The organism is Amycolatopsis kentuckyensis, from assembly GCF_002155975.1.
GTDB lineage: Bacteria > Actinomycetota > Actinomycetes > Mycobacteriales > Pseudonocardiaceae > Amycolatopsis > Amycolatopsis kentuckyensis.
Genome location: NZ_MUMI01000328.1, coordinates 1 through 22,828, shown reverse-complemented (window position 1 = coordinate 22,828; position 22,828 = coordinate 1). Strand labels below are relative to the sequence as shown.

At 73.1% G+C, this 22,828-nt stretch carries 14 protein-coding genes and 1 riboswitch; of the genes, 2 read left to right on the top strand and 12 right to left on the bottom strand.

All coding sequences use genetic code 11. From position 1 onward, the window contains the following. Positions 1–27: 27 nt before the first annotated feature. Positions 28–6,651, bottom strand: coding sequence for a DUF885 domain-containing protein (locus CCN39_RS29525; protein WP_086847469.1), 6,624 nt, complete (start codon positions 6,649–6,651; stop codon positions 28–30). Positions 6,652–6,784: 133 nt separating this feature from the next. Between CCN39_RS29525 and CCN39_RS29520 the strand changes: the two genes are divergently transcribed. After that, the gene (locus CCN39_RS29520) at positions 6,785–7,855 is read left to right on the top strand and encodes an Lrp/AsnC family transcriptional regulator (RefSeq protein ID WP_086847467.1); all 1,071 of its coding nucleotides are present in this window, start codon (positions 6,785–6,787) and stop codon (positions 7,853–7,855) included. Here the strand turns inward: CCN39_RS29520 and CCN39_RS29515 are convergent. The 11 genes from CCN39_RS29515 to CCN39_RS29465 form a co-directional block, all read right to left on the bottom strand. Then, a complete protein-coding gene (locus CCN39_RS29515) occupies positions 7,852–8,781 on the bottom strand; it encodes an RluA family pseudouridine synthase (RefSeq protein WP_086847465.1) in 930 nt (309 codons plus the stop codon). The genes CCN39_RS29520 and CCN39_RS29515 overlap by 4 nt on opposite strands. Continuing rightward, on the bottom strand, positions 8,778–9,371 hold the full coding sequence (lspA, locus tag CCN39_RS29510) for a signal peptidase II (protein ID WP_086847516.1): 594 nt from the start codon (positions 9,369–9,371) through the stop codon (positions 8,778–8,780). The genes CCN39_RS29515 and lspA overlap by 4 nt, the downstream gene beginning before the upstream one ends. A gap of 77 nt (positions 9,372–9,448) precedes the next feature. Further along, positions 9,449–10,066: a hypothetical protein gene (locus tag CCN39_RS29505; RefSeq protein WP_086847464.1), complete on the bottom strand. Its 618-nt coding sequence runs from the start codon at positions 10,064–10,066 to the stop codon at positions 9,449–9,451. A gap of 4 nt (positions 10,067–10,070) precedes the next feature. Further along, positions 10,071–10,667, bottom strand: coding sequence for a hypothetical protein (locus tag CCN39_RS51250; RefSeq protein ID WP_208630441.1), 597 nt, complete (start codon positions 10,665–10,667; stop codon positions 10,071–10,073). A gap of 16 nt (positions 10,668–10,683) precedes the next feature. Next, complete coding sequence (locus CCN39_RS29495; RefSeq protein ID WP_086847462.1) at positions 10,684–12,036, bottom strand: aminotransferase class V-fold PLP-dependent enzyme; 1,353 nt, start codon at positions 12,034–12,036, stop codon at positions 10,684–10,686. A 39-nt stretch (positions 12,037–12,075) separates the two neighbouring features. Continuing rightward, positions 12,076–12,190: riboswitch (SAM riboswitch) on the bottom strand. 227 nt (positions 12,191–12,417) lie between these two features. Continuing rightward, positions 12,418–13,062 carry a M23 family metallopeptidase gene (locus CCN39_RS29490; RefSeq protein WP_244211055.1) on the bottom strand — a complete coding sequence of 215 codons (645 nt, stop codon included), beginning with the start codon at positions 13,060–13,062 and terminating at the stop codon, positions 12,418–12,420. Positions 13,063–13,146: 84 nt separating this feature from the next. Next, entirely contained in the window at positions 13,147–14,625 is a 1,479-nt protein-coding gene (locus CCN39_RS29485) for a potassium/proton antiporter (protein ID WP_086847458.1), read from the bottom strand. Between the two features lie 97 nt (positions 14,626–14,722). Continuing rightward, positions 14,723–15,415, bottom strand: coding sequence for an ArsR/SmtB family transcription factor (locus CCN39_RS29480; protein ID WP_086847456.1), 693 nt, complete (start codon positions 15,413–15,415; stop codon positions 14,723–14,725). Positions 15,416–15,539: 124 nt separating this feature from the next. Beyond that, positions 15,540–17,165 carry a penicillin-binding transpeptidase domain-containing protein gene (locus tag CCN39_RS29475; RefSeq protein ID WP_086847454.1) on the bottom strand — a complete coding sequence of 542 codons (1,626 nt, stop codon included), beginning with the start codon at positions 17,163–17,165 and terminating at the stop codon, positions 15,540–15,542. A gap of 74 nt (positions 17,166–17,239) precedes the next feature. Next, the gene (gene ileS, locus CCN39_RS29470; RefSeq protein WP_086847452.1) at positions 17,240–20,398 is read right to left on the bottom strand and encodes an isoleucine--tRNA ligase; all 3,159 of its coding nucleotides are present in this window, start codon (positions 20,396–20,398) and stop codon (positions 17,240–17,242) included. Between the two features lie 239 nt (positions 20,399–20,637). Further along, the gene (locus CCN39_RS29465; protein ID WP_086847450.1) at positions 20,638–21,942 is read right to left on the bottom strand and encodes an MFS transporter; all 1,305 of its coding nucleotides are present in this window, start codon (positions 21,940–21,942) and stop codon (positions 20,638–20,640) included. A gap of 65 nt (positions 21,943–22,007) precedes the next feature. On the opposite strand from CCN39_RS29465, the gene CCN39_RS29460 reads away from it, so the two are divergent. After that, a complete protein-coding gene (locus CCN39_RS29460; protein WP_086847448.1) occupies positions 22,008–22,745 on the top strand; it encodes an ArsR/SmtB family transcription factor in 738 nt (245 codons plus the stop codon). The last annotated feature ends 83 nt before the right edge of the window (positions 22,746–22,828 follow it).

Genomic DNA, 22,828 nt, shown 5'->3' with positions numbered 1-22,828 from the left:
CTCGGCGGTGGGGGCCGCCGGCTGTTGTCACCTGGGGGCCTTTGCGGTGCGGGTGGCCACCCAGTTCGCCACCACGTCCGCCAGGACCGGGAGGGGCAGGGTTCCGCTGCCCAGGACCGTGTCGTGGAACTCGCGGATGTCGAACCGGTCGCCCAGTGCGCTCTCGGCCTCCGCTCGCAGGCGCTCGATCTCCAGGCGGCCCACCATGTAGCTGAGGGCCTGGCCCGGGAGGCCCGCGTAGCGGTCGATCTCCGCCTCGATCTCGATCCGGGCCATCGGCGTGTTCTCCACCAGGTAGTCCACCGCCTGCCGGCGGCTCCAGCCCAGGGCGTGCAGGCCCGTGTCCACCACCAGCCGGGCGGCGCGCATCGAGTCCTGGGTGAGCAAGCCGAGCCGGGACGTGCTGTCCGAGTACAGGCCCATTTCGTCCGCCAGGCGCTCGGCGTACAGGCCCCAGCCTTCGCAGAACGCGTTGAACATGCCGATCCGGCGCAGCATCGGCACGTCGGTCACCTGCTGGGCCAACGTCAGCTGGAAGTGGTGGCCCGGCACCGCTTCGTGGAACGCCACGGACTCGCTCAGCGTCCGCTGCCGCTGGTCCGCGTCGCGCGTGTTCGCGTAGTACGTGCCCGGCCGGGCACCGTCCAGTGACGGCTCGATGTAGTAGGCGATCGAGCCGCTTTCGGCTTCCGCCTCGGGCACCGGGGCCACCTGGCACTTCTGCTCCGGCACCCGCGAGAACCACTGGGGCGCCGCGGCTTCCGCCCGGCTGATCGTCGCGCGGGCGGATTCCAGCAGCTCGTCGCCGTCGCGCCAGCGCAGGGCCGGGTCCGTGCGGATGCGGTCGAAGATCTCCGCGAGCTCGGTCGTGCCGAACAGCTCCGCGCCCAGCTCGCGGTACTCCGCCGCCAGCCGCTCGATGATCGCCCGGCCCGTGTCGTGCAGGTCCTGCGGGGTGCGCTCGGTCGTCGTCTCGGCGCGGATCAGGGCCGCGTAGCGCTCCGGGCCGCCCGGGAGGTCGCCGATCCCCGGCGAGGTCTCCGGGCGGGACACCGGGACGACCTCGTCGGCCAGGAAGTCCCGGTACCGGCGGTACGCCGGCCGCACCACTTCGGCCAGCAACCGGTCGCGCTCGGCCTCGAGGCCGCGGACCGGCACCTTCAGCGGATCCGTGTCCGGGGCGGCGAGGTACCGCTCGACGTACCCGACGCCGATGCGCGCCAGGAACTCCGGCGGCGTCAGCCCCTCGGCGAGCGCGGCCCGCTGCCGCTCGATCACCTGGTCCAGGTACGTCCCGATCGCGGCGAGCCGGCTCAGGTAGCCGCGTGCCTTGACGTCGTCGTCGAGGATCGTCTGCGGCAGTTGCATCAGCAGCCTGAGGGCCGGCGCGTCCAGCCCGTCGCTCACCGCGATGTCGGCCCGCCCCGAGTCGAGCACGTCGATCTGGGTGCGGGCCTGCCAGATCACGACGTCCCGGGTGACCCGCTCGGCCGGGGTCAGCGCCGCCGCGTCGATCGCCTCGGCGCGCGCGATGACACCGGTGAGCCCGGCGCGGAACCGGGCAGCGGCTTCGGCGGTCTGGTCGGCGAGCTTGTCGTGCGTGCCCGGCAGGCCGTACAGCGACGGGAACAGCGGCTCCGCCTCGAACATCAGCTCCAGGCACTCGTCGGCGAGCTTCTCGGGCGTGTCGCGGTGCTGGGCCACCCACTCGGCGACCACGCCGGCCAGCACCGGCAGCGGCAGGGTTCCGCTGCCCAGCACGACGTCGTGGAACTCGCGGATGTCGAACGCCTCGCCCAGCGCCTGCTCGGCCTCGGCGCGCAGCCGCTGGATCTCCAGCCGCCCCACCATGTAGCCCAGCGCCTGGCCCGGATCGGCCGCGTACCGGTCGATCTCCGCCTCGATCTCCAGCCGCGCCATCGGCGTGTGCTCGGCGAGGTAGTCGACCGCCTGCTGCCGGCTCCACCCGAGTGCGTGCAGGCCCGTGTCGACGACCAGCCGCCCGGCCCGCATCGAGTCCTGCGTCAGCATGCCCAGCCGCGACACGTCGTCGGAGTACAGGCCCATCTCGTCCGCGAGCCGCTCGGCGTAGAGGCCCCAGCCCTCCCCGTAGGAGTTGACGTGCACGATCCGGCGCAGCAGCGGCAGGCCGGTGAGGTCCTGGGCCAGGCACAGCTGGAAGTGGTGCCCCGGCACGGCTTCGTGGAACGCGATCGCCTCGCTGGTGAACCGCGGCCGCTTCTCCGCCTCGTGCGTGTTCGCGTAGTAGACACCCGGACGCGTCCCGTCGAGCGACGGCCGCAGGTAGTACGCGATCGTGCCGCTGGAGGCTTCGGCCGCCGGCACCGGCGCCACCTGGCACTTCTGCTCCGGCACCCGCGAGAACCACTGCCCGGCCACGGCTTCCGCGCGCGTGATGGCGGCCCGGGCTCCGGCCAGCAGCTCCTCGCCGTCCTTCCAGCGCAGCGCCGGGTCGGTCCGGATCCGGTCGAAGATCTCCCCGAGGTCCGTGGTGCCGAACAGCTTCCCGCCCAGCTCGCGGTACTCCTCCGCGAGCTTCCCGATCAGCGCCAGGCCGGTCTCGTGCAGCTCCTGCGCCGTCCGGTCGGTGGTCGTTTCGACGCGGATCAGCGCGGCGTACCGCTCCGGCCCGCCCGGCAGGGCGCCGATGCCCGGCGACGTCTCGGGCCGGGCCACCGGCGCGAGCTCGTCGGCCAGGAACGCGCGATACCGCGCATACGCGGGCCGGACGACCTCCGCGAGCAGGCGGTCGCGCTCGGCTTCGAAGCCCTCGAGCGCGTACGGCGGTGTCACCCGCAGCGGGTCGCTCTCCGGCGCGGCGAGGTAGCGGTCGACGTACTCGACGCCGATGCGCACCAAAAAGTCCGGCGGGACCAGCCCTTCGGCCGCCGCGGCGCGCTGCCGGTCGATCAGCGCGTCGAGGTAGCCGCCCAGGCCCGCCAGCCGGCTCAGGTAGCCGCGGACCTTCGGCTCGTCGTCCAGCACCGTCTGCGGCAGGTAGAGCAGCAGCTGCAGCGCGGGCGCGCCGAGCCCGTCGCTGACCGAGATGTCGGCGCGGCCGGAGTCGATCTCGTCGATGGCCGCTTTCGCCTGGGAGAGCACGACTTCCCGGGTGACGCGCTCGACGGCGGGCAGCCCGGTGGGGTCGACGGCTTCGGCGCGCTCGGCGATCGCGAGGTAGCCCGCGCGAAGCCGGGCCGCCTCCTCCGCGCTCGGATCGGGCAGCCGGTCGTGGTCGCCGGGCAGGCCGAACACCGACGGGTACAGCGGCTGCCGTTCGAAGTCCAGCGCGACCAGCTCGTCGGCCAGCCGATCGGGCGTGTCGAGCCGCTCGGCCACCCAGTCCTCGACCACCTTCGCCAGCGCCGAGAGCGGCAGCATGCCGTGGCCCAGCACGACTTCGTGGAAGCCGCGGATGTCGAAGCGCTCGCCCAGCGCCTGCTCGGCTTCGGCACGCAGCCGCTGGATCTCCAGCCGCCCCACCATGTAGCCCAGGGCCTGCCCCGGCCAGCCGATGTACCGGTCGATCTCCGCTTCGATCTCCAGCTGGGCCATCGGCGTGTTTTCGACCAGGAAGTCGATGGCCTGCTGCCGGCTCCAGCCCAGCGCGTGCAGCCCGGTGTCGACGACCAGCCGGCCCGCCCGCATCGAGTCCTGCGTCAGCATGCCCAGCCGCGAGACGTCGTCGGAGTACAGGCCCATCTCGTCCGCCAGCCGCTCGGCGTAGAGGCCCCAGCCTTCGGCGTAGGCGTTGAACATGCCGATCCGCCGCAGCAGCGGCAGGTCCCCCAGTTCCTGGGCCAGGCTGAGCTGGAAGTGGTGCCCCGGCACGGCTTCGTGGAACGCGATCGCCTCGCTGGTGAACCGCGGCCGCTTCTCCGCCTCGTGCGTGTTCGCGTAGTACGTGCCAGGGCGTGTCCCGTCCAGCGACGGCTGGAGGTAGTACGCGATCGTGCCGCTCGCCGCGTCGGCCTCCGGCACCGGCGCGACCTCGCACTTCTCGGCCGGGATGCGCGAGAACCACCGCGGTGCGACGGCTTCGGCGCGGGCGATCGCGTCCCGGGCCGCGGCCAGCAGCTCCTCGCCGTCCCGCCAGCGCAACGCCGGATCGGTGCGCAGGCGCTCGAAGATCTCGGCGAGCTCGGTGGTGCCGAACACCTTCGCGCCCAGCTCGCGGTACTCCTCCGCGAGCTTCCCGATCAGCGCCAGCCCGGTCTCGTGCAGCTCCTGCGCCGTGCGCTCGGTGGTCGTCTCCGCGCGGATCAGCGCGGCGTACCGCTCGGCCCCGCCCGGCACGTGGGAGATGCCCGGGGCGGTGTCGGGCCGCCCGACCGGCTCGACCTCCGTTCGCAGGAAGTCCCGGTACCGCGCGTAGGCCGGGTGGACGACCTCGGCGAGCAGGCGATCGCGCTCGACGTCGAAGCCCTCGACGGCCGCGGTCGTGCCCACCTTCAGCGGGTCCGTGTCCGCCGCGGCCAGGTAGCGGCCGATGTACTCGATGCCGACGCGGGCCAGGTACGCCGGTGGCACCAGGCCTTCGGCGAGGCTCGCGCGCTGCCGCTCGGTCAACTCGGCGAGGAACGGCTCGATCGCGGCGAGCCGGGCGAGGTAGCCGCGCGCCTTCTTCTCGTCGTCCAGCTTGTAGTACGGCAGGTACATCAGCAGCCCGAGGGCGGGCGACGTGAGCCCGTCGCTGACCGCGAGATCGGCGGACCGCGCGCCGAGCCGGTCGGCCTCGACCTCGGCGGACGCGATCACGACCTCGCGGGTGACGGCTTCCTCCGGCGTCAGGCCGTCGGTGGCCAGCGCCCGCGCCCGGGCCGCGAGGGCGCGGTACCCGGTCCGGAAGCGCTCCTGCGCCGCCCGCGTCTGGTCACCGAGCCGGTCGTGGTCGCCGGGCAGGCCGAGGACCGACGGGTGCAGCGGCTCCTGCTCGAACGACAGCTCGACCAGCTCGCTCGCCAGGCCGTCGACGGTGTCACCGTGCCCGGCCACCCACTCGTCGACGACGGAGGCCAGCACCGACAGCGGCAGCTGGCCGCCGGCCAGCACGAGGTCGTGGAACGCGCGGACGTCGAACCGCGAGCCGAGCCGCTGCGACGCGCGGGCCCGGGCGCGCTGGATCTCCAGCCGCCCCACCATGTACCCGAGCGCCTGACCCGGCCAGGCGATGTAGCGGTCGACCTCGGATTCGATCTCCAGCGGCGCCATCGGCGTGTGCTCGGCCAGGTAGCCGACCGCCTGCTGCCGGCTCCAGCCCAGCGCGTGCAGCCCGGTGTCGACGACCAGCCGGCCCGCCCGCACCGAGTCGCCGGCCAGCATGCCGAGCCGGGCGATGTCGTCGGAGTAGAGCCCCATTTCCTCGGCGAGGCGCTCGCTGTAGAGCCCCCAGCCCTCGACGTACGCGTTGAACATGCCGATGCGGCGCAGCAGCGGCAGCTCGGTGAGCCCCTGCGCGATGCTGATCTGGAAGTGGTGGCCCGGCACGGCTTCGTGGAACGCGGTCGTCTCGGCCATGTGCCGGAACCGCTCGGTGGCTTCGTGGGTGTTCGCGAAGTAGATGCCCGGCCGGGAACCGTCGGCGGCCGCGCGCAGGTAGTACGCCGCGGGCGCGCCGGGGGCGACCTCGGCCGGCACCGCTTCGACCGTGCACTGCTGCTCCGGGATCCGGCCGAACCACTTCGGGGCTTCCGCGGCCGCCCGGGCGACGGCCGTGCGGGCGGTCTCCAGCAGCTCGTCGGCACTGCGCCAGCGCAGCTCCGGATCGGTGCGCAGGCGCTCGAAGATCGCGGCCAGGTCGTCGGTGCCGAACACCTTGAGCCCCAGCTCGCGGTACTCGACGGCGAGCGCCTCGATCGTGTCGAGGCCGATCCGGTGCAGCTCTTCCGGGGTGAGCCCGGTGGTCGTGTGCATCCGCGCCAAGCGGACGTAGGTCTCCCCACCGCCGGGCAGCCACGACACGCCGGGCCGGTCCGCGGGCCGTCCGTGCGGCTTGACCTCGGTGATCAGGAAGTCGCGGTACTCGGCGAAGGCCGGCCGGACGACGTCGGCGAGCAGCTCCTCCCGCCGCCGCTCGAACTCCTCGTCCGGGGCGGGCTGGCGGCGCAGCGGATCGGCGGCCGGGTCGGCGAGGTAGCGGTCGAGGTGCGCGACCGCGGCGTCGACCAGGTGGGCCACCGGGAGCAGGCCGTCGGCGATGCCCTCGGCGTGCCGCCGCGCGGCCTGGCGCAGGTACCCGGGGATCGCGGCGAGCCGGCCGAGCTGGGCCTCCGCGGCCTCGCCCGCAGTCACCGTCGTCATCGGCAGGGCCATCAGCAGGCCCGCCGCGGGCCCGATGGACAGGTCGGTGACCGCGAATTCGGCCAGCCGGCTGTCGATCGAGGCGATCCGGTTCTCGGCCGTGGTGATCAGCACCTCGCGGGTGACCCGGTCCTCGGCGTCCGCGGTCTCCAGCGCGCGGGCCCGCTCGAGGAACGCCACGAGCCGGGCGCGGAACGCCCGCTCGGCTTCGGCCGACAGGTCCGCCAGGCCGGGCTCCGCCGGGCGGATGCCCAGCAGGGCCGGCGTCAGCGGATCGGCGGCGAACAGCGCTTCGACGAACTCGTCGGCGAGTTCGGTGACCGCGGTCATGGCAGGACCCCCAGCTTCGGCTGATGTGCTCCCGGCCGACCCTAACGGAGATCACCGACAGGAACGGCGGGCCGTTCGCCCGGGGCGGACGGCCTGCGGCACCGCCGATCGGCCAGGCGGTAGCGTTCTTCGGGTGGCCGTGACCGATCCCGTGGATACCCGCCTGCTCGCCGCGCTCGCCGACCTCGGCAAGGCGGCGGTGCACGAGCTGGCGGCCAAGGTCGGCATGGACCCCCGCGAGGTCGCCTACCGGCTGGTCGCCCTCTCCGGCAGCGGGCTTCCCCTGCTCGTCGGCGTCGAAAGCGACCCGAACGGCCTCCGCGCGGCCATCGCCGGCTCGCCGCCGTCGTGGGCGAACCGGCCGCCGCAGCAGCAGTTCCCGCCGCCGCCTTCGCAGCCCGTGCCGCAGCAGCCGCAGCCGCCCGGCCCGCCGATGCCCCCGCCGGTCCAGGGGACGCCTTCGGGGCCGTACACCGTGCAGGGCGCCCCTTCCGGGCCGTACACCGTCCAGGGCGCGCCATCCGGGCCCTACAACGTCCAAGGCGCGCCCTCGGGGCCCTACAACGTCCAGGGCACGCCGTCCGGGCCGCACCACGTGCAGGGGACGCCGTCCGGCCGCTACCCGGGCCCGCCGCCCCAGCAACCGCAGCCGCCGCGCCCGCCCCGGCCGTTCACGCCGCCGCCCGTGCCGCTCGACCCGGCCGTGAGCACCTGGGGCGTGCCGCAGACCGCGTCGTGGGCCCGCGGCGACGAGCCCGCCCGGCCGAGTGGGCCCGCGGCCGGCCGGCAGGGCAGGCTCGGCGAGGTCATGGAGACCCAGGGCCTGGAGGGCGAGCAGCTGTCGGTGCAGCTCCTCGAGGTCCAGGACCCGGCCGACTACCTGTTCAGCGCGGCCGGCTACCGCCTGGAGGAGGGCGAGCGCGCGGTGGTGGTGCACACCGAGATCACCAACCGCGGGTCGATCCCGTTCGCGTCGCTGCCGGACAACTACCTCGAGCTGCTCGCCGCCGACGGCCAGGCGATCGGCAAGGCGCCGGTGTCGCTGACGTCCCGGCCACCGCACAAGATCGGCGTCAAACCGGGCGAAACGCTGGGCGGCCACACGGTGTACGTCCTCCCGGACGCCACCCGCGTGGTCTCGGTGCGCTGGAGCCCGCGGCCGGAGCCGGACGAGCGCACGCTCACCTGGTCGATCGAGGACTAGTAGCTTTCGTCGCGCAGGATCTCGAGGGCCTTCGCGAGGTCGTCCGGGTACTCCGACTCGAACTCGACCCAGCGGCCGTCCGCGGGGTGGGCGAATCCCAGGGTCTTCGCGTGCAGCCACTGCCGGCTCAGGCCGAGGTGGCGGGCCAGGACCGGGTCGGCGCCGTAGGTCAGGTCGCCGACGCAGGGGTGCCGCAGCGCCGAGAAGTGGACGCGGATCTGGTGCGTCCGCCCGGTTTCGAGCTTGATGTGCGCGAGCGACGCCGCCCGGAACGCCTCGACGACCTCGTAGTGCGTCACGCTCGGGCGGCCGCCCTGGACCACCGCGAACTTGTAGTCGTGGCGCGGGTGGCGGTCGATCGGCGCGTCGATCGTGCCGCGCGTCGGGTCCGGGTGGCCCTGGACGATCGCGTGGTAGCCCTTGTCGACCGTGCGCTCCTTGAACGCGCGCTTGAGCACGGTGTAGGCGTGCTCGCTCTTGGCCACCACCATCACGCCGGTGGTGCCCGCGTCGAGCCGGTGGACCACGCCCTGGCGCTCGGCCGCGCCCGAGGTCGCGATGCGCAGGCCGGCCGCGGCGAGGCCGCCGACGACGGTCGGGCCGGTCCAGCCCGGGCTCGGGTGCACCGCGACGCCGACCGGCTTCGAGATCACGACGATGTCGTCGTCGTCGTGCAGGATCTGCATGCCCGCGACCGGCTCCGCGACGACCTCGACCGGGTTCGCCGGCTCCGGCAGGGTGATTTCCAGCAGGCCGCCGCCGGAAAGCCGGTCGGACTTGCCCGCGGGACGGCCGTCGAGCAGCACGTCCCCGGCCTCGGCGAGCTCGGCGACGACCGTGCGGGACAGCCCGAGCAGCTTGGCGAGGCCGGCGTCGACCCGCATCCCGTCGAGCCCGTCGGGCACCGGGAGCATCCGCGAGTTCACGCCTGCTCCTCCTGCTGGTCCTGCTTCTTCTTGTCCTTGGTCGACGTGCCGTCGTAGTCCTTGCCCAGCAGCGACAGCAGGACGATCAGGGCGCCGCCGACGCAGATCGCGGAGTCGGCGATGTTGAAGATCGCGAAGCCCTTGCCGTTGGGGGCGAAGGCCGAGATGAAGTCGACGACGTGGCCCTGCAGCCCGCCGGGCGCGCGGAAGATGCGGTCGGTCAGGTTGCCGGTGGCGCCGGCGAGCACCAGGCCGAGGCCGATCGCCCAGCCGATCGAGCGCAGCCGCCGCGACAGCCAGATGATCGCGATGACCACGGCGAGCGCGACCAGGGCGAGCACCCACGTCATGCCGGTGGCCATCGAGAACGCGGCACCGGGGTTGCGGATCACCTGCAGGTAGATCAGCCCGCCGAGGATCTTGACCGGCTCCTTGCCCTCCAGGTTGGCCACGACCAGGTTCTTCGTCACCAGGTCGATCGCCCAGAACACGACGGCGACCGCGAAGACCCAGCCGACCCGCCGCTTCGGCAGCAGCGGCTTCGCCGGGACCTCCGGGTTCTCGGGCGCGTCGGCGGCCGGATCGGGCACCGCATCGGCGGGCGCGGCGGTGTCGGGTTCGGAGTGGCTGGGCTCGGTGCTCACCGGTCCATTGTCCACGGCCCGGGTCAGGCGGCGGCGGGCCCGTCCGGACGCGGCCGCAGGAGCACGGCGAACGCGGCCGCGAGCAGGACGCCCGCCGCGGCGAGCGCACCGGCGGCCGGGGGCAGGAACACGGTCGCGACCAGCGTGAACACCCCGGCGACGGCGAGCAGGAACCAGCTGCGTTCGTAACCGGCCAGCAGCACCAGGCCGAGCGCCGCCAGCAGGGCGCCGCGGACGTCGGCGCCCAGGCGGAACTCGAGGGCGCCGACCAGGTCGAGCAGCGGGACGGCGGCCACCGCCCCGAGCGTGCCGAGCAGGAACCGGGCCGGCCGCGGCGGCCGCAGCTGCCACCAGTACCAGGCGGCCACGGCGAGCACCACGCAGACGAGACCGGCGAGCCAGCCGAGCCTGGCCGAGGGCGCCCCGGCGACCGCGACGGCGGTCGCCACTCCGTGCAAGACGTTCCCGTCCGGATAGCCGGTGCCGCCGACCCCGCCGGTGCCGAAGCCGTAGAGGCGTTGGGACGGCTGGTACACCTGCGCGGCTTCGATGTCGGCCGGGACCACTTCGACGGCCACCATCACCAGCAGCGCGAACCCCAGCGCCGCCAGCGGGAACCAGGACTGCCGTGAACTCCCCATCGCCTCAGGGTATCGAGCGCGGGGTTCCCCGCAGCAGGGCGATGAAGGCGGCGGCCAGCAGGATCAGCGCCGAGATCAGCACGCCCGCCATGTCCGCCGAGAGCACCACGGCGACCAGGGCGAACGCGGCCGTCGTCACCAGGACGAAGCGGCTGCGCTCGTAGGCGGCGAGGATGAGCAGGCCCAGCGTGGCCAGGAGGGGGCCGCGCAGGTTGTCGTCGAGCCGGAACTGCCAGGACCCGACCAGGTCGAGCAGCGGGACGGCGAGCAGCGCGCCCACCGTGCCCAGGACGAACCACCCGGTGCGGACCGGCCGCGACGCGACCGCGTACCAGACGGCCGTGCCGACGAGCACCACGCCGAGCGCGACCAGCCACGCCGGCCCGTCGGGCAGTTCCCGGCCGTGCGCGAAGAACTCGTCCTGGGTCAGGAATTGCGCGTAGCCGTAGGTCGGGCCGGTCGGGACCACCGGGTGGAGGAGGAGGTTCGCGGACTCGGCTTCGGCGCCGCTGCGGCGGGCCAGCAGTTCCGCCGCAGCCACGCCGACCTCGGCGAACCCCAGCAGTGCCAGCGGAAACCAGAAACGCGGCCCTCTCCCCATCGGCCCAGGCTAGCGCTCAGCAGAAGGGCGGCAGCTCCCGCGGGTCGCCGACCGGCGCCCAGCGGCCGTCCACCTTCGCGTACTCCCAGCGGGCCCCGCGGGCGACGATCTGCCGCAGCGCCAGGATGACGCGGTCGACGTGCTCCTCCGTGCTGCCGAGGCCGAGGCTGACGCGGACCGCCTGCTGCCCGTCGCCGCCGGTGACGCCGATCAGCCGCTTGGCCGCGATGTGGGCGCAGAAGGCGCCGTCGCGGACGCCGATGCCGTACTCGGCGGACAGCACCGCGGCGAGCCAGCCGGGGTCGAAGCCGTCGACGACGAAGCTGACCGTGCCGACCCGGTCGACCGGCGCGTCGAACAGCCGCAGCTCGGCGCAGCCCGGGATGCCTTCGAGGCCCTTGCGCAGCCGGGTGAGCAGGACCTGCTCGTGGTCCTCGATCGCGGCCCAGTTTTCGCCGAGGGTTTCGCACGCGACGCCGAGCGCGTACACGCCGACGGTGTTGGGCGAGCCGGCTTCGTGGCGCTCCGGGCCGGTGTTCCAGACGACGGCGTCTTCGGTGACGAGCTTCGTCGCGCCGCCGCCGGCGAGGTAGGGGCGGGCCGCGCGCAGCCAGTCGGCGCGGCCGATCAGGGCGCCCGCGCCGAAGGGTGCGTACAGCTTGTGGCCGGACAGCGCGACGTAGTCGACGTCCAGTTCCTTGAGCGAGATCCGGCGGTGCGGGGCCAGCTGGGCGGCGTCGAGGGCGATGCGGGCGCCGTGTTTCCGCGCCACGGCGGCGATTTCCGCGACCGGGAGCAGCTCACCGGTCACATTGGACGCTCCGGTGACGACGACCAGCCGCGGTCCCTGCGGGGCGCTCGCGAGTGCTTCGTCCACAGCGGACACCGCGGCGAGGCGGGTGCGCGGGGTCGGCAGCCGCCGGACGTTCGGGCCCGGCCACGGCAGCAGCGCGGCGTGGTGCTCGGTGTCGAACACGATGACCGTGGTGTGGCGGGGAAGGCTGCGCGCGAGCAGGTTGAAGGAGTCGGTGGTGTTGCGGGTGAAGACGACGGTGTCGGTCCGCCGCGCGCCGACGAAGCGCCGCAGGACGTCACGGGTGCGTTCGTAGAGCTTGGTGGAGACCTGCGACGCGAAGCCGGCACCGCGGTGGACGCTGGCGTACCAGGGCAGGAACTCGTCGACCTTCTTGCGGACGGCGTCGAGGCAGGGGGCGCTCGCGGCGTGGTCGAGGTTGGCGTAGCCGATGGTTTCGCCGGTCACCAGCGGAACCCGCAGCGACGCCCCGGCGACGGTGGGGATGCCGTGGGGTTCCCGAGTTTCCTCGGTTTCGAGGCTTTCGAACTGGGTGCGGTCGATGGCGAGAGTCATCGGGGTGCCTCCTCGGCGATCCGGGGGACCCCGGCGAGGGGCCCGCGCTTGCCCGTCGCACGGCGCGACCGGCCCGGTCTTCACCCGGGGCACCCCACCGCGGTAGGAGGGTTGCCGGCCAGCAAGCCGGGGCTTCGCGCTGGCACTCATGACCTGAGGCAGAAGGTAACCGAGAAGGCGGGCGGCGGCCAACCCCGGACTCACATTCTGAGACGCCGCTCACAGACGGTAGCCGCCGCGATGCCACTTCGGGGCGGAGCACCGAGCGCGGCCGGCGGCGGTCGCGACGCCACCTCGGGGCGGAGCACCGAGCGCGGCCGGCGGCGGTCGCGATGCCACCTCGGGGCGGAGCACCGAGCGCGGCCGGCGGCGGTCGCGGCGTCAGAGACTCGCGCGGAACCTGCCCGGCAGCTGGACCACCGCGCCGTCCGCGAGGTGCGTCGCGGTGCCGGAGTACTGCTCGGAGCCCGCCGTGAAGCGCCAGCCGCCGAGGGTTTTGCCGTCGATCGGCTCGCCGAGCGCCGCCGCGACCGTCGTCGCGATCCGGGAGAAGGCGACGCCGTCCCAGTTCCCCGCGGCCGCGTCCGGGAGCGTCCAGAGCGTGAAGTGCACGTGCGCGCCGGTGCTGCTGCCCCCGCAAGGGAGGGCGTTGCCGGTCGAGCCCAGCACCATTCCGGCCTCGACCTGCTCACCGTCGGTGACCCGGATGCCCTCCAGGTGGTAGTAGCCGGTCCGCCACCCATCCGGGTGATCGACGGTCACCCAGTCACCGCCGGAGCAGTGCTGCAGGTGGACCGTGCCGGCCAGGGGCGCGCGGACCGTGCCGTCGGCGGGGCTGAAGTCGATGGCGTTCTTCACGCCGGTGCTGCCGTCGTCGGAGTGGATGCCCGCCGAGTAGACCTGCTGGCCCGCTTCGAACGGCAAGGTGAGCTCCGGAAACGCCGCGGCGGACGCCGGAGCGGCGAGCAGGCCCACGGCCGCGATGACCGCGGCGGTCAAGCCCGCCGCGCGCACGGAAACAGTCACGGCGTGTTCTCCTCTGACGCAATGTTCACTCGATCGAGCGCACATTAAGCCAAAAGAGGGACGACTGGGAAGACTGTTCGTGAATTACTTGCCGGACTCGCCCCTCCAGCGAGCCAGGCGCCCGGCCCGGTCGACCGCGCGCAGCCGGCGTTCGGCCGCGTCGCGGACCGCGCTCGTCGTGACGACCAGCAGCTGGTCGTGCTCCTGCAGCCGGCTGGTCTTCTGCGGGGTGAAACTCGCGCCGTCGCGCACGACCAGGCTGATCGTCGCCCCGACGGGCAGCCGCAGCTCGGACAGGTACACCCCGTGCAGCTTCGACCCCGGCTGGATCCGGACCTGCAGCAGTTCGGCGCCCAGCTCGTCCAGCGGCGCGGAGTCGACCTCGATTTCGTGCGCCTCGGACTTCTTGGCCAGCCCGAGCCGGCGGGCGAGCGGGCCGAGCGTCGCCCCCTGGACCAGGGTCAGCACGATGACCAGCACGAACACCGCGTCGACCAGCCGCTGCGCGCCCGGCAGGCCCTGCGACAGCGGGATCATCGCGAGCACGATCGGCACGGCACCGCGCAGCCCGGCCCACGACAGGAACGCCTGTTCCCGCCACGGCAGCCGGAACGGCAGCATCGACAGCACGACCGAGACCGGCCGCGCCAGCAGCAGCACGACAGCGCCCGCGACCAGGCCCGGCACGATCGCGTCGAGCAGCCGGCTCGGCGAAGCGAACAGGCCGAGCAGCACGAACAGCCCGATCTGCGCCAGCCAGCCCAGGCCTTCGGCGAACGAGAGCGTGTCCGACCGGTGCGGCAGCTTCGAATTGCCGAGCACCAGCGCGGCGACGTAGGTGGCGAGCAGCCCGGACGCGTGCAGCAGCTGCCCGGACGAGTACGCCACGACGCACACCGCGACCGTGGCCAGCGGGTAGAGGCCGGTCGCCGGCAGCGCGGCCCGGCGCAGCGCGATCCCGCCGAGCCAGCCGAACGCCAGCCCGATGACCAGGCCCGCCGTCAGCTCGTAGACCACCAGCAGCGGCAGCGTCCAGTCCACAGTGGTGCCTTCGGCCAGCACCACGACGGCGATGTAGGCCGGTGCGTCGTTGATCCCCGACTCGAGTTCGAGCGCGCCGGTGAGCCGTTTTCCGATCCCCGCCGTGCGCAGCACCGAAAACACCGCGGCCGCGTCGGTCGAGGCGAGCACCGCGCCCCACAGCAGCGCCAGCCGCCAGTCGAGGCCCAGCAGCCAGTGCAGGGCCGCGCCGGTGGCCGCGACGCTCACCACGACGGCCACTGTGGACAGTGCGATCCCGCGGCCCAGTGCGGGTTTCACCGCCGACCACCGGGTGGTCAGCCCGCCTTCGGCGAGGATCATGACGAGCGCGGCGAGGCCGAGCGACTGGGTGAGTTCCGGGTTGTCGAACCGGATGCCGAACCCGGCTTCGCCCAGCAGCACGCCGATCCCCAGGTACAGCAGCAGGGAGGGCAGGCCGAGCCGGATCGACACGCGCACGGCCAGCACGGAGGCGAGGAGCACGACGCCGCCGACGCCGAGCAGCACGGGAAGCTGGTCCATGCCCGCCTCCTCCCGAGTGCCGTGGGGCCCTCAGAATAGTGAGGCGCGAGGGTTAACTCGTTCGTGTACCGCTGCCCGGCGCCGGACACCCGGTGTGTTAAGGCGCCGCGACACCACCGAGCGCGTCGAGATCGACACCGAGCGCGGCGAACGGCTCCCCCGCCGCCGGCAGCACCTTGACCGCGCGGTGGCCGTCCCTGGCCACCCAGCCGGCGTCGACCGCCCGGTCGAGCAGCGCCGCGGGCAGGGCCCCGGCGAGGTGGTCGCGGCGCTCCGTCCAATCCAGACAGTCACGCAGCAGCGGCCGCCGCCCGGCGGCGACGGGGACGCCGAGGTTCGCCAGCACGTCGCGGCCGCGCGGGGTCAGCGCCAGGCCGTCGGCGGTGTCGACCAGGCCGGTGGCGAGCATGCCTTCGCGGAGGGCGACGCCGAGCTCGCCGGCGAGGTGGTCGTAGCAGGTGCGGGCGAACCCGAGCCGCCGGGCCCGCAGCGACGACTTCAGGCTGGTGACGGGCCGGTGTTCGGCGTGCTGGGCCAGGTGCTCGATCAGCTCGGCGACGCGCGGGTCGGCGATCCGGACGTAGCTGGCCCGCCCCTGCTTGACGCGGGCGACGAAGCCGGCCCCGGCCAGCCGGGTGACGTGCTCGCTGGCCGTCGACAGGGCGATCCCGGCGGCCTTCGCGAGCTCGCCGACGGTCCAGGCCCGCCCGTCCAGCAGCACGAGGCACATGGTGGCCCGGCTCGGGTCGGCCAGCACCGCGGCCACCTCGGCCAGCGCGATCGTCTCCATGCCCCCACGCTAGAGCCCCGACCCGTCGGCCACGGCCGAAGCGACGCGGCACTTTTCCTACGAAAGTGCCGCTCGAGGCCGGCCTGAGCCGCACTTTCCCTGGGAAAGTTACCCGTGGGCGGGGTCAGAGGGCCTTGAGGAACTTGGCGGCCAGCTGGACGGCCGGGCCCGAGTCGTTCGAGTTCTCCAAGACCACCGCGAAGGCGATCTTGTCGCGGTAGCCGACGAACCAGCCCGTCGCGTTCGAACCGTCGCCGAACTGGGCCGTGCCCGTCTTGCCGAAGACGTTCCCGGCCGCCCCCGCCGCGCGGCCGGTGCCGCTCGTCACCACCGCGCGCATCAGCTTCCGCACCTCACCGAGCACCGAGGACGGCGGCGGCGAGTAGCCCTTGACCACGGTCGTCTCCAGGTCGTGCCACAGCCTCGGCGTGATCGCCTTGCCGGTGGCGACCGTGGCCGCCATCAGCGTGCCGCCGAGGGCGCTGGCCTGGATCCGGCCCTGGCCGAACCCGTCCTCGACCTGCTCGTCCTTGCTCGCCGCGGGCTCGACCTTCCCCAGCTCGGTCTTGATCCCGGGGATGTCGTAGTCGGCGTTGAGGCCCAGTTCGTCGGCCGCCTTCTTCAACCCGTCCGCGGGCAGGCCGAGCGCGAGCTGGCCGAACGTCGTGTTGCAGGAGCGCGCGAACGCCGTCTGCAGGTTCGTCGCGCCCAGCTCGAAGCCCTCGTTCTTGACCGTCCGCGTGCCGATCGTCGCGACGCCCGGGCAGTCGACCGGCGACGTCGCGTTGAGGCCGCTCTGCTGGACCGCCGCCACCGCCGTGGCGATCTTGAACGACGACCCCGGCTCGTACAGGCCGTTGAGCGCCTTCGGCGAGTTCCCGGCGGCGGCGTTCTGCGCGACGGCGAGCATGTCCCCCGAACCCGTGTCGAGGGCGACGAGCATCGCCGACCCCTGGTAGCCGTCGACGGCGGCCTGGGCGGCGTTCTGTGCGGTCAGGCTCAGGCTCGACACGAGCGGCTTCGCCTCGGCGTCCGACGTCTTCCCGTACAGCCGCTCGAGGCTCTTGCCGCCGGCATCGACGCGTTCGACGGCGAAGCCCGCGCCCGCCGCGGCGGTGACCTGCCCGACCAGCGCCGAACGCAGCAGCGGCGCCGGGTTGCCATCCACCATCCGTGGGCCGCCGGACCCGCTGATCACCAGCGGTTTGCCGTCCCGGTCGGCGACCGCGACGGTGTCCTGCGCGGCGGTGCTGATCACCAGCCGCTGGCCCGCCTCCAGCTTCGGGTGCACCAGCGACGGCGCCCAGTGCACCAGCCACTTCCCGCTGCTCTGCACCAGCTCGAACGGCACGTCGTAGGTCCAGACCTGGCCCGGCTTCAGCGTCCACGCCATGCTGAACGTGCCGCCCGTCCGCTTCGCCCCGGCCGGGGACGGCTGCAGGACGGTCAGCTTGGCGGCCACCGACGTCGGGTTCAGCGTGTTCCGCGTGGCCCGCAGCGCCACCGCGGCGGCCGCGTTGTCGTCGGTCAGCCGGCCCGCCGCGTCGGGGTTGTTCTCGGAAAGGTCCTGCAGGTACTCGGTGATCGCCGAGTTCGGGTCGAGCGCACCCGGACTCTCCACGGTGGTCGCGCCGGCGGCGGCCTCCGGTGTCGAATTCCCGCTGTTCAGCAGGAAGAACGCGGCCACCACGACCACGACGACCAGCAGCGCGCCACCGATCAGGACGCCGCGTCTCGTGCCAGGCCTCATCCCGGTTCCCCTCCCCCAAGGAGCCACCCGAAGGTGGCCGATCGAGTCTGCACCCTACCGGCCACCCCTGACAATCAGGCCTTCGCCACCGCCACGGTCACCTTCGTGCCGTCGCCGACCGTCCCGGCGAAGCCCTCGCCGGCCGGGCCGTGGGTCACCGACGTGGAAAGCGTTTCGGACGCGAGGAACTCCTCGTGCGTCCGCGCCGCTTCCACGACGTCGGCGGGCGCGTCGACGGTCAGCGCGATCCGGTCGGCGACGTCGAGCCCAGCGTCGCGACGCGCCTGCTGCACGACCCGGACCAGGTCGCGGACCAGGCCCTCGGCCGCCAGCTCCGGCGTCACGTCGGTGTCGATCAGGACCAGCCCGGACCCGCCGGGCAGTTCCGCTGCCGCGCCGCTGCCCTTGGCGACCAGCCGGCGTTCGAACTCGCCCTCCTGCAGCGCGATCCCGGCCGCGACCACGGCGCCGCCCTGGAACGACCAGTCCCCCGCCTTGACGGCCTTGATCACCGTCTGGACGTCCTTGCCCAGGCGCGGCCCGGCGGCGCGGGCGTTCACCGCGACCTCGAACCCGCCGTGCGCGGCGACGTCGGTGGTCAGCTCGACCGCCTTGACGTTCACCTCGTCGCGCAGGATGTCGGCGAAGGCGCCCAGGGTCTCGGCGTCCTCGGCCGCGACGACCAGCGACGACAGCGGCAGCCGCACGCGCAGCTTGTTCGCCTTCCGCAGCGACAGCGCCGACGACGCCACCTGCCGCACCCGGTCCATCGCGGTGACCAGCGCCGCGTCCGCGGGCAGGTCGTTCGCGTTCGGCCAGTCGCTCAGGTGCACCGAACGGCCGCCGGTGAGGCCGCGCCAGACGACCTCGGTGGTCAGCGGCAGCAGCGGCGCCGCGACCCGCGACGTCACCTCCAGCACGGTGTGCAGCGTGTCGATCGCGTCCTGGTCGCCGGCCCAGAAGCGGTCGCGCGAGCGGCGCACGTACCAGTTCGTGAGGACTTCGAGGAAGTCCCGGACGGTCTGGCACGCGCCCGCGACGTCGTAGTTGTCCATCGCGTACTCGACGTCGGTGACCAGCTCGTGCGTCTTCGCCAGGACGTACCGGTCGAGCACGTTCGGCGAGTCCGTGCGCCACTGGCCTTCCACGCCCTCGGCGTTCGCGTACAGCGCGAGGAAGTAGTACGAGTTCCACAGCGGCAGCACGGCCTGGCGGACGGCGTCGCGGATGCCCTTGTCGGTGACGACGAGGTTGCCGCCGCGCAGGATCGGGCTCGCCATCAGGTACCAGCGCATGGCGTCGGAGCCGTCGCGCTCGAAGACCTCGTTGACGTCCGGGTAGTTGCGCAGCGACTTGGACATCTTCGCGCCGTCCGAGCCCAGCACGATGCCGTGCGAGACGCAGGTGCGGAAGGCCGGCCGGTCGAACAGCGCCGTCGCGAGCACGTGCAGCAGGTAGAACCAGCCGCGGGTCTGCCCGATGTACTCGACGATGAAGTCGCTCGGGTAGTGGTGCTCGAACCACTCGGCGTTCTCGAACGGGTAGTGCACCTGGGCGTAGGGCATCGAGCCCGAGTCGAACCAGACGTCGAGGACGTCCGGGACGCGGCGCATGGTGGACTTCCCGGTCGGGTCGTCCGGGTTCGGCCGGGTCAGCTCGTCGATGTAGGGCCGGTGCAGGTTGTCCAGCCGCACGCCGAAGTCCGCCTCGAGCTCGTCGAGCGAGCCGTAGACGTCGGTGCGCGGGTACGCCGGGTCGTCGGACTGCCACACCGGGATCGGCGTGCCGAAGTACCGGTTGCGGGAGATCGACCAGTCGATGGCGTTCTCCAGCCACTTCCCGAACTGGCCGTCCTTGACGTTCTCCGGGTACCAGGTGATCTGCTGGTTCAGCTCGACCATCCGGTCCTTGAACTGCGTCACCGCGACGAACCACGAGGAGACCGCGCGGTAGATCAGCGGGTTCCGGCAGCGCCAGCAGTGCGGGTAGCTGTGGTCGTAGGTCTCGTGCCGCAGCAGCACGGCGCCCTGCTGCGCCGCGGAACCGGTGCCGTTCTTGAGGTCCCGCACGATGTTCGGGTTGGCGTCGAAGACCTGCTGGCCCTCGTAGTCCGGCACGGTCGCGTCGAACTTGCCGTGCGCGTCGACCGGGGTGACCGGCGGGATGCCGGCGGCGTCGGTGACGAGCTTGTCGTCGGCACCGTAGGCGGGTGCGATGTGGACGATCCCGGTGCCGTCGTCGGTGGTGACGTAGTCGGCGGCCAGCACCTGGTGGGCGTTCTCGGTGCCGGTGAAGTACGGGAACGGTGGCGCGTAACGGGTTCCGAGCAGCTCCGTGCCGGTGTAGTGCGCGACGACCGTGGGCTCTTCGCCGAGTTCACGCGCGTACGCGGCAACGCGCGCTTCGGCGAGCAGGAACCGCTTGCCGTCGTTCTCGACGACGACGTACTGCACGTCCGGGTGCACGGCCGTGGCGAGGTTCGACGGCAGCGTCCACGGGGTCGTCGTCCAGATGAGCAGGTAGGCGCCGTCGAGCTCGTTGTCGTTGCCCTCCAGGCGGAAGCCGACGGTGACGGCCGGGTCCTGGCGGTTGCGGTAGACGTCGGAGTCCATGCCCAGCTCGTGGTTGGACAGCGGCGTCGCGTCGCGCCAGCAGTACGGCAGGACGCGGTAGCCCTCGTAGACGAGTCCCTTGTCCCACAGGCGTTTGAAGGCCCAGAGCACCGACTCCATGTAGGTGACGTCGAGGGTCTTGTAGTCGTTGTCGAAGTCGACCCAGCGGGCCTGGCGGGTGACGTACTCGCGCCACTCGTCGGTGTAGCGGAGGACGGACTCCTGCGAAGCCGCGTTGAACTTCGCGATGCCCATCTCTTCGATCTCGGACGTCTCGGTGATGCCGAGCTGGCGCATGGCTTCGAGCTCGGCGGGCAGGCCGTGGGTGTCCCAGCCGAACCGGCGCTCGACCTTGCGGCCCTTCATGGTCTGGTACCGCGGCACCAGGTCCTTGACGTACCCGGTGAGGAGGTGGCCGTAGTGCGGCAGGCCGTTGGCGAAGGGCGGGCCGTCGTAGAAGACGTACTCGTTTTCGCCCTTCTCGCCCGCGGGACGCGCGTCGATCGTCGCCTGGAACGTCCGGTCGCTCTCCCAGTAGGCGAGGACCTGCTTTTCCAGGGCGGGGAACGACGGCTGCGACGGGACTCCTGCGCCGTCGCCAAGCTGGGCCTGGGGGTACATCCGGGTGCTCCTCGGTTCGTCGCTCGCGTACGGACGACCGGCTCCCGCACCGGTCACCCACACGGGGACGAGACACCTTCCGGTGTTCCGCGGTACCACCCCGCTTGCCTGTTCTCACAGGCCGCTTCGTTGAACGGCTGTCACGGGCCGCACCCGTCCGGTTCTACTGAGAGCGTGACGCTCGGTTCTTCCGGAGGCTCCCCGGTGATGGCCGGATCGACGCCGTGTTGCCTACCAGGTTAACCGGCCCGCGCAACCGGGTTGTCACGAGGGGCACGTACGGTCACGCCGATCGCGACCAGCCAGAGCGTGCCCGCGATCAGGCCGACCTCGTGCAGGCCGGTGACGAACGGGCCGGCCACGGCGGTGCCGAGCACCGCCACCCCGAGCGCGCCGCCGGCCTGGCGGGCGGTGTTGTTGACGCCGCTGGCCACGCCGGCGCGCTCGGGCGGGATGCCGCCGACCGCGGCCGTCACCACCGCCGTCGTCAGCAGGCCCATCCCGATGCCGAGGCCGAGCAGGGTCGGCAGCAGGGCCGGGTAGCCGCTGGTTTCGTTGAGCAGCAGCAGGTTCAGCATGCCGAGCGCGCCCAGGGCCAAGCCGGTCACCATGAGCGGGCGGGGGCCGAAGCGGCCGGTGAGCCGGCCCGCGACGGGAGCCAGGAGCGAGAGCGGGCCGAACAGCGGCAGGACCTCGAGGCCGGCTTGCAGCGGGCTCGCGTGCCGCACGCCCTGCAGGTAGAGCGTCAGGACGAGGATCGCGCCGATGCCGGTGAAGTTCATCGCCGCCGCGACGAAGTTCGGGCCGAGCGTCCGGCGGGCGACGTCCGGGGGCAGCATCGGATCGGGCGAGCGGCGTTCCACGGCCACGAAGGCGGCGAGTGCGCCGGCCGCCACGATCCCGGCCACGACGTTCCGGTCGATGACCGCGTAGACGCCGGCGCCGAGGGCGGGCACCGCCGTGACGACGCCGGCGACGTCGATCCGCCGTCCGGGCACGCGCGCGCCGCGCGGGACGAGCCGCGCCGTCGCGAACGCGGCCGCCGGCACGACGGGGACGTTGAGCCAGAAGACCGGCTGCCAGCCCACCGCGGTCACCACGGCGCCGCCGAGCACCGGGCCCGCGGCCAGGGCGAGTGCCGAGACCCCGGCCCAGATGCCGAGGGCCCGCGCTCGCTCGGCGTGTCCCGGGTAGGCGTTCGTGATCACGGCGAGGGTGCCCGGCAGCAGCAACGCCGCACCCAGGCCCTGGCCGGCGCGGGCGGCGACGAGCAGGGGTGCGGAGGTGGCGAGCCCGCACGCGGCCGACGCGGTGCCGAACAGCGCGAAGCCCGTCAGGACGACCCGGCGGTGGCCTTGAACGTCGCCGAGGGCGCCGCCGGTGAGGAGGAACGCGGCCAGGGTGACGGAGTAGCCGTCCACCACCCACTGCTGCGCGGCGAGGCCGGCGTGGAGGCCGGCGCCGATGGCGGGCAGGGCGACGTTGACGACCGTGACGTCCAGCTGCACCAGGAACATCCCGGCGCACATGGTGAACAGGAGCATGCCCCCAGTGGACCGCGGGGACACTTCCGTTTGGGTGGAAGTGTCGCGCGGGCATCCTGGGTGACGTGGAGGGCGACGCCGACATCGCGCGCACGGCCGCGCTGTTCGCCGACCCGGCGCGGGTCCGGGTGCTGCTCGCGCTCGCCGACGGCCGGGCGCTGGCGGCGTCGGTGCTGGCCGCCGAGGCGCGGTTGTCGGCACAGGGCGTCAGCGCGCACCTGGCGAAGCTGCGGTCGGCGGGGCTGGTCGTCGCGGAGAAGTCGGGGCGGCACCGGTTCTACCGGCTGGCCGGCCCGGACACCGCGGAGCTGCTGGAGACGTTGGCGCGGTGTTCGCCGTCACAGACGGTGACGTCGTTGCGCGAGGGGACGCGGGCGGATGCGCTGCGGACGGCCCGGACGTGCTACGACCACCTGGCCGGACGGCTCGGGGTGGCGGTGACGTCGGCGTTGCTCCTGCGGGGCGCCCTGGCCGGGGCTTCCGACACGCGACGGCGTCCGGGGGATCGGATTTCGGCTCCGCTGCGCGAACACCCGTACACGCTGGGTCCTGCGGCCGCTGCGGTGTTCGGTTCGCTGGGGGTGGATCTGGACCTGGCCGCGGCCGGACGTCGTCCGCTGCTGAAGTTCTGCCTGGACTGGAGCGAGCAACGGCACCACCTGGCGGGCGCGCTGGGCGCGGCCTTGGCGACCAGGTTCCTCGACGCGGGCTGGGTGACACGCCGCTCCCCGGCCCACCGAGCCCTCCGCCTCACCCCGGAAGGCTCCCAAGCCCTCGCCACCCACCTCGGCCTCGCCACCTGACCAGCCCGCGGCCCGTGCTCGAACTCGTCACTCGCGTGATGGGGACCGGAACTCGCGTGATCAGGCCCGGAACTCGCGAGTTC

Coding starts and splice junctions, on each gene's coding strand:
- CCN39_RS29525 (WP_086847469.1), bottom strand. CDS start 6,651: ATGACCGCGGTCACCGAACTCGCCGACGAGTTCGTCGAAGCGCTGTTC.
- CCN39_RS29505 (WP_086847464.1), bottom strand. CDS start 10,066: ATGGGGAGTTCACGGCAGTCCTGGTTCCCGCTGGCGGCGCTGGGGTTC.
- CCN39_RS51250 (WP_208630441.1), bottom strand. CDS start 10,667: ATGGGGAGAGGGCCGCGTTTCTGGTTTCCGCTGGCACTGCTGGGGTTC.
- CCN39_RS29495 (WP_086847462.1), bottom strand. CDS start 12,036: ATGACTCTCGCCATCGACCGCACCCAGTTCGAAAGCCTCGAAACCGAG.
- CCN39_RS29485 (WP_086847458.1), bottom strand. CDS start 14,625: ATGGACCAGCTTCCCGTGCTGCTCGGCGTCGGCGGCGTCGTGCTCCTC.
- CCN39_RS29480 (WP_086847456.1), bottom strand. CDS start 15,415: ATGGAGACGATCGCGCTGGCCGAGGTGGCCGCGGTGCTGGCCGACCCG.
- CCN39_RS29475 (WP_086847454.1), bottom strand. CDS start 17,165: ATGAGGCCTGGCACGAGACGCGGCGTCCTGATCGGTGGCGCGCTGCTG.
- ileS (WP_086847452.1), bottom strand. CDS start 20,398: ATGTACCCCCAGGCCCAGCTTGGCGACGGCGCAGGAGTCCCGTCGCAG.
- CCN39_RS29465 (WP_086847450.1), bottom strand. CDS start 21,942: ATGCTCCTGTTCACCATGTGCGCCGGGATGTTCCTGGTGCAGCTGGAC.